The organism is Nosocomiicoccus sp. HMSC059G07 (assembly GCF_001815515.1).
GTDB classification, from domain to species: Bacteria; Bacillota; Bacilli; order Staphylococcales; family Salinicoccaceae; genus Nosocomiicoccus; species Nosocomiicoccus ampullae_A.
Genome location: NZ_KV820866.1, coordinates 18,865 through 30,677, shown reverse-complemented (window position 1 = coordinate 30,677; position 11,813 = coordinate 18,865). Strand labels below are relative to the sequence as shown.

At 37.2% G+C, this 11,813-nt stretch carries 13 protein-coding genes; 3 read left to right on the top strand and 10 right to left on the bottom strand.

Annotation, left to right across the window (positions count from 1 at the left end):
• From HMPREF3029_RS07500 to cyoE, 6 genes are all read right to left on the bottom strand, one after another.
• Positions 1–746 (bottom strand): cytochrome c oxidase assembly protein (locus HMPREF3029_RS07500; RefSeq protein ID WP_070710301.1); only part of this gene is annotated, 746 nt, incomplete at its 3' end.
• 121 nt (positions 747–867) lie between these two features.
• A complete protein-coding gene (locus HMPREF3029_RS07495) occupies positions 868–1,215 on the bottom strand; it encodes a cytochrome C oxidase subunit IV family protein (protein WP_068128918.1) in 348 nt (115 codons plus the stop codon).
• Positions 1,216–1,842: a cytochrome c oxidase subunit 3 gene (locus HMPREF3029_RS07490; RefSeq protein ID WP_068128920.1), complete on the bottom strand. Its 627-nt coding sequence runs from the start codon at positions 1,840–1,842 to the stop codon at positions 1,216–1,218.
• A complete protein-coding gene (locus HMPREF3029_RS07485; RefSeq protein ID WP_070710300.1) occupies positions 1,842–3,773 on the bottom strand; it encodes a cytochrome c oxidase subunit I in 1,932 nt (643 codons plus the stop codon). Before HMPREF3029_RS07485 ends, HMPREF3029_RS07490 begins: the two co-directional genes overlap by 1 nt.
• A 2-nt stretch (positions 3,774–3,775) precedes the next feature.
• Positions 3,776–4,924, bottom strand: coding sequence for a cytochrome c oxidase subunit II (coxB, locus tag HMPREF3029_RS07480; protein ID WP_083315013.1), 1,149 nt, complete (start codon positions 4,922–4,924; stop codon positions 3,776–3,778).
• A 28-nt stretch (positions 4,925–4,952) separates the two neighbouring features.
• Positions 4,953–5,864: a heme o synthase gene (gene cyoE, locus HMPREF3029_RS07475; protein ID WP_068128924.1), complete on the bottom strand. Its 912-nt coding sequence runs from the start codon at positions 5,862–5,864 to the stop codon at positions 4,953–4,955.
• Positions 5,865–6,163: 299 nt separating this feature from the next.
• Here cyoE and HMPREF3029_RS07470 point away from each other — a divergent pair, with 299 nt between their 5' ends.
• On the top strand, positions 6,164–7,078 hold the full coding sequence (locus HMPREF3029_RS07470; RefSeq protein WP_336619816.1) for a COX15/CtaA family protein: 915 nt from the start codon (positions 6,164–6,166) through the stop codon (positions 7,076–7,078).
• A gap of 59 nt (positions 7,079–7,137) precedes the next feature.
• Here HMPREF3029_RS07470 and HMPREF3029_RS07465 read toward each other — a convergent pair whose 3' ends face one another.
• Both HMPREF3029_RS07465 and HMPREF3029_RS07460 read right to left on the bottom strand, forming a co-directional pair.
• Positions 7,138–8,334 carry an FtsW/RodA/SpoVE family cell cycle protein gene (locus HMPREF3029_RS07465; RefSeq protein ID WP_070710299.1) on the bottom strand — a complete coding sequence of 399 codons (1,197 nt, stop codon included), beginning with the start codon at positions 8,332–8,334 and terminating at the stop codon, positions 7,138–7,140.
• Between the two features lie 11 nt (positions 8,335–8,345).
• Positions 8,346–8,648 carry an Fpa/YlaN family protein gene (locus HMPREF3029_RS07460; protein ID WP_040929268.1) on the bottom strand — a complete coding sequence of 101 codons (303 nt, stop codon included), beginning with the start codon at positions 8,646–8,648 and terminating at the stop codon, positions 8,346–8,348.
• 116 nt (positions 8,649–8,764) lie between these two features.
• On the opposite strand from HMPREF3029_RS07460, the gene HMPREF3029_RS07455 reads away from it, so the two are divergent.
• Positions 8,765–9,235 (top strand): hypothetical protein, encoded by a 471-nt coding sequence (locus tag HMPREF3029_RS07455; protein ID WP_083315012.1) that lies wholly within the window; start codon positions 8,765–8,767, stop codon positions 9,233–9,235.
• 44 nt (positions 9,236–9,279) lie between these two features.
• On the opposite strand, the gene HMPREF3029_RS07450 is transcribed toward HMPREF3029_RS07455, so the two are convergent.
• Both HMPREF3029_RS07450 and typA read right to left on the bottom strand, forming a co-directional pair.
• Positions 9,280–9,660, bottom strand: a complete 381-nt coding sequence (locus HMPREF3029_RS07450) for a YlaH-like family protein (protein WP_246830711.1) — start codon at positions 9,658–9,660, stop codon at positions 9,280–9,282.
• 6 nt (positions 9,661–9,666) lie between these two features.
• The gene (gene typA / locus HMPREF3029_RS07445) at positions 9,667–11,499 is read right to left on the bottom strand and encodes a translational GTPase TypA (protein ID WP_068128927.1); all 1,833 of its coding nucleotides are present in this window, start codon (positions 11,497–11,499) and stop codon (positions 9,667–9,669) included.
• A gap of 103 nt (positions 11,500–11,602) precedes the next feature.
• Here typA and HMPREF3029_RS07440 point away from each other — a divergent pair, with 103 nt between their 5' ends.
• On the top strand, positions 11,603–11,791 hold the full coding sequence (locus HMPREF3029_RS07440; protein WP_068128930.1) for a DUF5325 family protein: 189 nt from the start codon (positions 11,603–11,605) through the stop codon (positions 11,789–11,791).
• Positions 11,792–11,813: the final 22 nt, after the last annotated feature.

Sequence of the window (11,813 nt, the reverse complement as noted above, 5' to 3'; positions counted from 1 at the left end):
GGTCCACTAATCATATTTTGATCTTTTAGCGTATCAAGAACACCTACTGGAACACAAAGCTCCATCGATTTTAACCATGCTGCACTTTCAGTATACGTCTTATACATAGGTGTCTCCGAGAAGATGATTAAAGCACATGCTGGTAATAATAATCCACCAATACCAAATACATATAATGTCTTAAATAAGTAGTTCATATGCTTTTCAGGTGGATCCACTTTATTTAATACTGGCCAAAACGCGATTGTTGCAAGTAAAAATAAAATCGCTAATGACATAAAGTGTAATGACTGATTTAACTTTAACGTATCCATAACTGTAGGGATATGGTAAAGCGAAAACGCACCACAGAAAAGTATGAGCGCTAGTAACGGTTTCTGACCAATCTTATGGAAAAATCGTAATACAGGTAGTTTTACCATGTATGCCCATAAGTAATCTGGTATTGCAAAGTATAGTAACGGCGGAATGAGTAACAACCCAAGTGCCATTTGCACCATATGAAACGTAAATAAAATATGACTTAATATATCAATTGGTGATCCGAACGTTATATAAAATAATAAAATAACTGTAATTGACATCCAAAACTCTAATTTAGTTAGTTTTCGACCACCTGGTATATCTTTGTACCATTTCATCGTAATTAAGAAGTACACTACTGACGCTACAATAATAAACGCAATTAAAAATGGACTCCAATTTCCGATGAAACCAAAAATTCGTATCGACATTAAACGATCCAAATTTATCACCCTTTTAATATAAGCTACATACCATTATAGACTATTTTTAATGAAACGAACATATTTTAATATGTCTATTTTCCAACAAAAAAATGGACTAGCAATGCTAGTCCATTGAAGTTTATTGAATTCCACCTGTTCCAATCCATACAATGAACACAAATGTGATAATAAACGCAATTGCAAAGTACATACCAACTAAGATAAATAGCTTCGCAAAATCATGTCCTTTGTCCTTCATGTGCATGAAGTAGAAGAATTGTAGAATAACTTGTACAAACGCTAAAGTAACAATGATTGCTCCAACAAAGTATTTGTTAAAGTCTAATGCTACTAATCCAAATGCTATAAATGTCATGAAAATCATAAGAGCAAAAGATGTTAGCTGAAGTCTCATTTCTTTTGCACGTGCTTTGTAAAGTGCGTCTAACTCTTTTCTTGTTAATGATTCGGTTTCTACGTTCGCCATTTATAACACCCCTAACAGATAAACGATTGTGAAGATGAACACCCACACAACGTCAATGAAGTGCCAGTATAATGAAGCTGTATTAACTTTCGCAGCTGTGTATACTGATAATCCGCGTCCAGAGTTACGGATGATGAGTAATGTAATCCAAATTAAACCGATAATAACGTGGAATCCGTGTGTACCGATTAAGATATAGAATGCACTACCGAACGCACTTGATCTAAACGTGTGACCGAGTTGTACATATGCAATGAACTCGTAGATTTCAAGTGCTAAGAACCCAGCACCTAAAAGAACTGTAATTCCTAACCATAATTGCATTTTCGCGAAGTTGTTATTTCTCATATGGTGTACTGCGAAAACACTCGTTAATGATGATGTTAATAAGAACATCGTCATTACGAACGCTAACTCTAAGTGGAATAGGTCAGCTGCTAATAAGTGATCGCTACTTGGCACTGAGTCTTTAAGTGCGAGGTAAGTTGCGAAGAGACATGAGAATAATACTGTCTCTCCCGCTAAGAATGTCCAGAAACCAACAAACTTGTTTTTACCTTCTAACGTAGCTGTTTCAGGGTGCTTCGGCCAATTAGCATTATCAACATTATATTTAACTTCTGCCATTAGTTCGCACCTCTTTTTCTTTCTTCATATTCACGCATTTCTTTTTCAATACGTTCTTTCTTGATGTAGTGACCGTGGTCATCAATCCAAGATCTCGCCATCATTGAAAGGAATGTGATCGTTAAACCACCAACGAGTAAAATCATTGACCAAGGTCTCATACTTGGTAAATCCTTAACTGCTGCAATCGCCCACTCTTGACCAGATGCATGGAATAATGCACCAAATCCTGCAATGAATAAACCAGCTGTTAAGATGAATGGAATGATTGAGTTGTTTGGCATATGAATATCCTCAACTGGTCCAGCTGATGGAATTTCACTGTTGTTTTCTTCTTTTTCTAATTGTAAAACATCTAAACCACGTACTAGTGGAGTTTGGAAAAAGTTGTATTCTGGAGTTGGTGTAGCAACTGCCCACTCAAGTGTACGACCGTCCCAAACGTCGACGTTAACGACTCTATCGTTTTTAACAACTGTCATAATGATGTTAATTACAAGTACGATTACACCAACTGCCATGAGTAATGCACCGATTGTTGAGATTAAGTTTGCTAAGTTAAAGCCTTGACCGTCTAAGTATGTGAATACACGACGAGGCATTCCCCATAAACCTAACCAGTGTTGAACTAAGAATGTCATATGGAAACCGATAGCAAAGATTGCCATTTCGATTTTACCTAATGTGTCGTTTAGCTTAGTTCCAAACATTAATGGCCACCAGTAGTGAAGACCTGCTAATATCGCGAATACTACCCCACCTACGATTACGTAGTGGAAGTGCGCAACGATAAAGTATGAGTCATGGTACTGATAGTCTGCTGGAGCTACCGCTTGCATGATACCTGTTACCCCACCCATTACGAATGAAGGGATAAACGCTAATGCATAAAGCATTGGAGTTGTAAATGTAATACTACCGCCCCAAATTGTAGCAATCCAGTTAAATATTTTAATACCCGTTGGTACTGCGATTGCCATCGTCGCTAATGCGAAAATTGCGTTCGCTGTTGGACCTAAACCTACTGTAAACATGTGGTGCGCCCAAACCATGAATCCGAAGAATCCGATTAATACTGTCGCGAATACCATCGCTGAGTAACCGAATAATCTCTTTCTAGAGAATACTGCGAAAATCTCTGAGAAAATACCGAATGCCGGTAAGATTAAAATATATACTTCTGGGTGTCCGAAGATCCAGAATAAGTGTTCCCAAATAATTGTGTTACCACCAGCTTCAACTATGAAGAAGTTCGAACCGAACATACGGTCAAACGTTAATAGGAAAAGTCCTACTGTTAATGGTGGGAAACCAAATACGATAAGAATTGATGCAACAAGTGCTGTCCATGTGAATAATGGCATTCTCATGTAAGTCATACCCGGTGCTCTCATCGTAATAATTGTCGTTACAAAGTTAATACCTGTAATTAACGTACCAGCCCCTGCAATCTGTAAACCAATTGCGTAGAAGTCAATACCGTGTCCAGGTGATGCAATAGATAGTGACGCATAACTTGTCCAACCTGCGTCAGGTGCATCTCCGAATAACCAAGAAATGTTAACGAAGATACCTCCGAAAATAAACATCCAAACACCTAAAGCGTTCATGAATGGGAACGCTAGGTCACGTGCACCAATTTGTAATGGAACTACTGCGTTCATAAATGCGAATAAAATTGGCATCGCAGCTAAGAATATCATCGTAGTACCGTGCATCGTAATCATTTCGTTAAATAATCCAGCTGATAAGAAATCGTTATTTGGTACCGCGAGCTGAATACGAATAAGCATCGCTTCAATACCACCCATGACGAAGAAGAATCCACCGCCAATTAAGTAAAGGATTGCAATCTTCTTATGGTCTACTGTCGTTAAATATTCCCATATTAAACGCCCAAAGCCAACTTTTTGCCCATTAACTGTTGCCATGCTTATTTGTCGCCCCCTTCATCATTGTCTTCATTTTCCTCTGCTTCAATCTCTTTTTTCATTTTTTCGACATCGCCAGAGTTTTTATCTAGTTTTAGCTCCATTAAGTATGCAGCTACTTTGTCAATTTCTTCATCGTTTAATTGATAAGCACCAGTCATTTTGTTGTCTGGTTTAATCTTTTCTGGATCTTTGATCCAGCTTACTAAGTTTTCTTTGTTGTGCTCTAAAATACCAGCGATAAGTTCTCTATCACCAAAGTTAGTTAAGTTTGGTCCAGCAGCACCAGGGTTAGTTGGTGTAACTGCGTGACATCCTATACAAGAGTTGTTGAAGATTTCTTGACCTTCTTTTGCATCGTCAGCTGATGCAACTTTTGCCTCTTCTTCGTAAACTTTCATATCAGCTAACCATTGATCGAATTCTGCTCTTGGTAATGCAACTACTTTAAAGTCCATTAGTGCGTGTGAAGGACCACATAATTCCGCACATTTACCATAGAATAAACGATCTGCATTTTCTGCTTTGTCATCATCAAACACTAAGTAGAAGCTGTTGATTCCGTCAACGTTTGTATCGAGTTTACCACCCGCTGCAGGTACCCAGAATGAGTGTTTTACGTCAGCACCTTTTAAGTTGAAGAATACTTTTTCATCCGTTGGAACGACTAAGTCTTGACTCGTAACAACATTTTCATGAACGTATTCAAACTCCCACCAATATTGGTAAGCAGTTACGTTAACGATTACTGAATCTTTGTTCGCTACACCATCTTCAGTTACCATATCCTCAACGTCTGCTAGAGTAAATGTTACCCAAACTGTTGGGATTGCTAAGATGATAAGTAAAATAATTGGGATAGTCGTCCAAATTACTTCAAGTGTATGGTTACCCGCAACTTGCTTTGGTACGAAATCTTCTCCCACTTTACTTCTACGACTTTTTACAACTGCAATTGTAAATGCGATTGCTACTGTTCCAACGACAAGTAACATGATTGAAATTGAAAGAATAATTAAGAAAAATTGTTGTCTCCCAACTTCACCAGCAGGTTGTAAAGCACTTAAGTTTTCTTTACCACAGCCTGCTAAGAAAATAGCAAGAACAGACATTAACATATAAAATTTTGTTTTAGTCCAACTGTTCTTCATCTAATAGACCCCTCTTTCAAAAATAAGTTTAGATTAATAGACCGGCGACTATAATCATAACGTAAAAAATAAGAATGTAATTTAAAGAAAATACAAACACTGTTTTTGCATAGCGCTTGTAATCGGTGATTGGCTTAAACATGTTTAAGGAAAGTATTAACCAACTTAAGTTCAGCAGTGTGATTAATACGACAAACCAAATCCCTAAATCAGTCATGAAAAACGGGGTAATGACGAGTAGTGATATCCACATCACAATCGACCTAACCGTACGCTTTTCTCCCTTCACACTCGGTAACATTGGAATGTTAGCGGTGCTGTACTCATCTTTACGATTTATTGCTAAAGCGTAAAAGTGCGGTGGTTGCCATATAAACATTACAAAGAACATCGCAAACGCGAGTGTATGTAAGTTTGGGTCTATAACCGCCCATCCAATTAAGGGAGGTGCTGCTCCTGGTAATGCTCCAACTACTGTATTGACAACATAATGTCTTTTAGAGTAGATGGAATATAGGACTACATAGCCAAAACCAGCTAAGAGGCCAAGTGTACCTGCAGTCATATTAATTGAATATAAGAGAATTTCTCCTATAACAACCATTGAAAAACCAATCCATAGGATGTCTTTCCCACTATACGTGCCGTCGATACTTGGTCGTTGTTGCTTAGACTTCATAACTGAATCAATATCCCGGTCATAATAGTTATTCAGTGCAGCAACGCCACCAATTAAAAGACCAACACCTAATAGCATGATTAACAACAATGGAAGCGAGCTGAAAAAAGAATGACCATAATACATAACAGCTAGAAAACCAGCAGCAAATGCTGGGATCAAGTTCGCTTTTATGATACCTTCTTTAATTAACACTCGAAATGCTTGTTGTTTTTCAATAAACGTCATCGTATGCCTTTCACTAGACACATGACTCTGCATTTAACCTTCGCCCCCTTTCACCAACATTTCTAGTTACTATAATGATATAGGAAAACAGACCGAGAATCTATAGTGTTGACACCTTTTTTTCACAGATTGTTCAAAAATTGTTCAAATAATTTACAATTGAAACATTTATCTATGGAAAGTGCCACTATAGTCGCTATTGTTTACATATAGATTCTACCACAGTTTACAATTTTGTTAAGTCTTTCTTATAACTTTAATTATTGCATGATTCTATGTGATGGTTTATATTTATTAATTGAACAGACATTTGTACGGATTTTTTTAATGAGGTGTTTTGGTTGTATAAAAAATTGAAAATAGTGGCGGTGATCACTACACTCATCATGGTTTTTGTTCAAATCGGTGGAGCACTTGTTACAAAAACCGGATCTGCTGAAGGGTGTGGAGATTCTTGGCCACTATGTCATGGTCAACTTATCCCTAAAGACTGGCCATTAGATACGATAATTGAGATTGCACATAGAGGTGTATCTGGAATCGCAATTATCTTTTTAATCATCTTTGGAGTTATGGCTTGGAAACAACTCTCACATATTAGAGAGACGAAGTTTCTCGTCTGTGTATCTCTTAGTTTTATTCTCATCCAAAGTTTAATTGGTGCCGCGGCAGTTGTTGGTTTATGGCACGGTGAGTTTGTTCTCGCTGCACACTTTGGAATTTCGTTAATATGTTTTGCAGCTGTGTTCGTGTTAACACTACTCGTCTTCCACGTTGACTTAAAGTATGATACGAAAGGTCTTATCATACATAAAGGACTGAGACGTCATACGATCGGGATTATTATTTATATTTATTTCGTAATATATAGCGGCGCATTAGTTAGACATGCCGATGCATCACTCGCATGTACAAAATGGCCACACTGTATGCCAAACCAAATTTTACCAACGAACTTTTATCAAGCCGTTCAAATGGGACACCGCTTTTTAGTACTCATACTATTTATTTGGATGGTTATCGCTTTAATTCACGTATTAAAACATTACAGCAACTACCGAGTCATTAAGAACGGTTGGATTATCATGATGACTTTACTCGTATTACAAATCATCACAGGTGCTTTAACGATATTTACGTACGCAAATATTTTCATCGCACTATTCCATGCATTATTTATCACTTTAATATTCGGTATACTATGCTATTACATCTTACTCATTAGTCGACCGGACTATGAACCATAAAACGTGAGGGTTTCCCCTCACGTTTTTTTATATTAAAAAAAGACGTTATAACAACGTCTTTAATCACGATTGATTGCTTTACGATATCTAATTTCTTTAATAGCCACAGATAATACTGCTAATGCAATCGATATACTTAAGAAACTTGATCCACCGTAACTGAGTAACGGTAACGGAACACCCGTTAATGGAATAGTTTTCGTTGCGCCTCCAATGTTAAAGAAACATTGGATTGTAATATATATACCAATCCCAAACGTAATGAGTCTTAAATATAAATCTCCAGTATGATATGAATAATAAAATGCTTTAATGACAATTGTTGCATATAATCCTAGTACGATAAGTACCCCGATGAGCCCAAGCTCTTCTGCGATAACTGAAAATATAAAGTCTGTCTGTGCTTCAGGTAAAAATCCGAGTTTCAATATGCCGTTTCCAATACCTTGCCCAATTAGTCCTCCATTGGCTATCGCAATCAAACTATTCGTAAGCTGATATCCATCGCCATACGGATCATTAAACGGATGGAAAAACGTATCGATTCTCGCGAGCTGATATGAACTTAAAAATTGTCCGTCAAACATGATAAAAGCTCCGACGACAAGGATGATAATACCTACAATTCCTGCAAATATCATAAACGTAAATTTCCGCTCGAAGTTTAAATAGAAAAACATCGAGATAATAATCGCTAAAATGATTAACGACGTTCCGAAGTCATTTCTACCAATCCATAACGTCATTACGAGTACGAGTGCAAATGGCATCAAGTGCTTCCCATCTGTAGGAATAAGCTCTGTTTTTATACGTAGTCGCCTGTCATAGACATATGCTAAATACATAATGACAACAATTTTAACGAACTCAGATGTCTGTAAATTTATAAATCCGAGACGAATCCAGTTTTTCTCACCGTTTACTTCAATACCAAAGATTTGAGTCGCAAGAAGTAAAAGAATACTTCCCGCAATTAACGCAATTGGAATAATCGGCTTTCTAAATAATCGTGAACTCGTAAAAAATGTAATAATTACAAATATCGTCATCCCAAATATGACAAAACGTAACTGCGAATCAAAGAAAAACTTTGGATTAAAGTTCGTCATCTCACTGCGTGATGATTTAACCATACTCCCACTATAAATCATGACAAGGCCAATAATTGCAAGTGCTATGTATGCAAATATAATGACATAATCAATGTGCTGATTTGTCTTACTAATCGGGTAGTTTAAGCGTTTTGCTTTCTTCATTGGATCACCCACTACTTATTTGCCTTTTTTAGTTGTTCTCTATGCTCATAATACGCTTCATGTACGTCTGATACTTGCTTTTCTAAATCTGCTAATATCGAACGTCCATGCTCTCTATCTATTAACCCTAGTCTCACTGCAAAATGAATTTCTTTAGATAACCCGAACATTTGAGTATCTAACACTTCTTCATATACCGGGCATTGAGGCATTGTCAAATTATCCATTTGAACACGAATCAGTTGTACGATTCTATCTGCATCTTGCTCGAGTGTTTCTAATGCAAGCCTTTTTAAAGTTTCTTCACTAGACAAGGCCCTTCCCCCTTTTCATTACAACTAAATACTACTCTACAGTATTACATTTTTCAAGTGAGTGGCTATGTTCAATTATGTATAATTTGGTATAATTTAAGCTTAGGAGGGGTTACATGCTGCTACAAATTAAAGGAAACGTAAACTTCGTCATTACATTAGACTCGAGCGCATGGATTTTCGACGATCGTAAAATACATATAGAAGATTTAGTACATGATGAAGAACACATTGAATTTGAAGATAGTGAAGAGTGGAACCGTCAAATTATAGAAGGAGACACACTTCCACCGACGTTAAAATCAGAAAAGAGATATAAAAATAAAAAAGAAGAACTGCTAAACGGCACGTTTATTATGGCGCTCGACCCATTTTTAGAATACGCTGAACCAAAAAGCGTAAAGTATGAAATTACACATAAAAACGGGACGACAACACTCGCATATAAAGACCGTTACGATCATTACGCACAGTTTTCTAATAATGGTAAGAGATTATACGACGACGGTATGATCGACCTACTCGTCATTAAAGACGGAGAAATCATCGAACGATACGAATACGTTTCAGCATTTACGTTCGTATAAAATAAATACCTGTCACATTTTAATATATGTGACAGGTCGTTTTATTATTTATGCGTTTCTTTATTATCGAATGAAATCGTACCTTTTTTCTTTTCATTATATAGTCTATATCGGTACATTCCCATTACAAATACGATGACGATTAAACACTCTGCCACCGGGTAAAACGCTGCAAAAAATGTCAGTGGTAATGAGAATAATAGCATGATGATATAAATCACGATGTTTTGCCAAAGCTTTAACTTTTTCGCAAAACCGAGTACGTATGCGAGAACTGATAGTACGTATACAGTAATAAACAATAACCACATCGCAGTATCTGGATTTTGTTCTGCGCCATATAGCTTACCAAACATCGACAAGCGGTTATATAAACTACTTTGATCTGTTTGTGCCGCTGTCATAAAGACGAACGAAAAAAACATTGCCTTCTACTCCTCTTGCTTTTTAGCATTCTTTAGCGCACGGTCGCGTTCACTTTTGTTTAAAATCTTTTTACGTAAACGAATCGACTCTGGCGTCACTTCTACTAACTCATCGACGTTAATATATTCTAACGCTTCTTCTAGCGTCATAATTCTTGGACGTTTCATCGTTTCTGTTTGGTCCTTTGTTGCTGAACGCATATTTGTGTGTGCTTTTGTTTTCGTAATGTTTACACCTAAATCATTTTCACGTGAGTTCTCACCGACGATCATTCCCTCATACACTTCTGTACCAGGTTCAGTGAAGTTCGTTCCACGGTCTTCTAAGTTCATAATTGCAAATGCGCTCGCTGGACCTTTGTTAATAGAAACGAGTACACCGTTACGACGTCCACCAATTTTACCTTGGATTACTGGACGATAATCTTCAAACGTATGGTTTAAAATACCATAACCGTGAGTCATCGTCATAAACTCTGTCGTATATCCTATTAAACCACGAGATGGTACTAAAAACACGAGTTTCGTTTGACCATCTTCAGTCGCCATATCTAACATTTCACCTTTACGTTGGCCGAGCGACTCAATGACACTTCCTGCATGTTCACTTGGTACGTTAATTTGTACGCGCTCAAACGGTTCATGTTTTTTACCATCAATTTCACGAATAATAACTTCTGGTTTAGATACTTGAAGCTCGTATCCTTCACGTCTCATATTTTCAATTAAGATGGATAAGTGTAACTCTCCACGTCCAGAAACGATAAACTGATCTGGCGTTGCTCCTTGGTCGACTCTTAACGATACGTCCGTTTCTAGTTGAATATCTAAGCGGTCTTTAATTTGACGTGCTGTTACAAATTTACCTTCACGCCCAGCAAATGGTGAGTTATTTACTGAAAACGTCATTTGTAACGTAGGTTCATCAATAGTTGGTGCAGGGAGTGCTTCTACTGTTTCACGGTCTGTGACTGTTTCACCGACGTTAATATCTTCTAAACCACTTAATGCGATAATGTCTCCAGCTTTCGCATGTTCAATTTCAATACGTTTCAGACCTAAAAATCCAAACATTTTAGTGACTCTAAATTGTTTTACTGTACCATCTAATTTAACGAGTGATACATTTTCTCCAACTGAAATTGACCCTCTAAATACACGACCGATACCGATACGTCCAACGTAATCGTTATAATCTAATAATGATACTTGGAATTGTAACGGTTCATCGCTATTATCTACAGGTGCAGGAACAGACTCTAAAATCGTATCGTATAGCACTTTCATATTGTCGTCTTGAGTTTCTGGATCTAAGCTTGCAGTTCCGTTCATCGCTGAAGCGTATACGACTGGGAATTCAAGTTGGTCATCATCTGCTCCTAAATCGATAAATAGTTCAAGTACTTCGTCGACAACCGCTTCAGGTCGTGCTTGTGGTTTATCGATTTTATTGACGACAACAAGCGGCGTCACACCGACGTCTAAAGCTTTTTTAAGTACAAAACGCGTCTGTGGCATCGTACCTTCAAATGCATCAACGACGAGTATTACTCCGTCGACCATTTTTAAAATACGTTCTACTTCTCCACCGAAGTCAGCGTGTCCTGGTGTATCTAAAATATTAATTCTTACATCTTCATAATCGATCGCAGTGTTTTTAGATAAAATTGTAATACCGCGTTCTTTTTCAATATCACCACTGTCCATCGCACGGTCTTCAACGTGTTCGTTGTCTCTAAATAAACCAGATTGTTTTAATAATTGGTCGACTAACGTCGTTTTACCGTGGTCTACGTGGGCGATAATCGCTATATTTCTTAAATCTTTTCTTACTGTCATTCAAAAGTTCCCTTCGTATTTAGGTTATTTAACTGTACAATTATATCATATCGTACTTATTCTATGATATAATTGAGAAAATTTATATGTGGAGTCGATATACATGGAGAAAAAATCGAAAGGGATTTTTTTCATACTTGCGGTACTCGCAATCGTTTTACTCGTTTTATTATCAGTCACACTCGCTGAAGAGATGTGGGGATTCGCAATACTGCTCGCAATTGGATTTGTTGCAATTTTTGGTATTGGTTTTACATTAAAGAAAAAATATCGCGAAAACGATTGGCTATAATAAATATTCCCCCTCATACGAG

What these genes read in the sequence shown, in the direction of transcription:
- HMPREF3029_RS07440 (WP_068128930.1), top strand. Translation starts at nt 11,603, where the DNA reads ATGGAGAAAAAATCGAAAGGGATTTTTTTCATACTTGCGGTACTCGCA.
- HMPREF3029_RS07465 (WP_070710299.1), bottom strand. Translation starts at nt 8,334, where the DNA reads ATGAAGAAAGCAAAACGCTTAAACTACCCGATTAGTAAGACAAATCAG.
- typA (WP_068128927.1), bottom strand. Translation starts at nt 11,499, where the DNA reads ATGACAGTAAGAAAAGATTTAAGAAATATAGCGATTATCGCCCACGTA.
- HMPREF3029_RS07490 (WP_068128920.1), bottom strand. Translation starts at nt 1,842, where the DNA reads ATGGCAGAAGTTAAATATAATGTTGATAATGCTAATTGGCCGAAGCAC.
- HMPREF3029_RS07485 (WP_070710300.1), bottom strand. Translation starts at nt 3,773, where the DNA reads ATGGCAACAGTTAATGGGCAAAAAGTTGGCTTTGGGCGTTTAATATGG.
- coxB (WP_083315013.1), bottom strand. Translation starts at nt 4,924, where the DNA reads ATGAAGAACAGTTGGACTAAAACAAAATTTTATATGTTAATGTCTGTT.
- cyoE (WP_068128924.1), bottom strand. Translation starts at nt 5,864, where the DNA reads ATGCAGAGTCATGTGTCTAGTGAAAGGCATACGATGACGTTTATTGAA.
- HMPREF3029_RS07455 (WP_083315012.1), top strand. Translation starts at nt 8,765, where the DNA reads ATGCTGCTACAAATTAAAGGAAACGTAAACTTCGTCATTACATTAGAC.
- HMPREF3029_RS07495 (WP_068128918.1), bottom strand. Translation starts at nt 1,215, where the DNA reads ATGGCGAACGTAGAAACCGAATCATTAACAAGAAAAGAGTTAGACGCA.
- HMPREF3029_RS07450 (WP_246830711.1), bottom strand. Translation starts at nt 9,660, where the DNA reads ATGTTTTTTTCGTTCGTCTTTATGACAGCGGCACAAACAGATCAAAGT.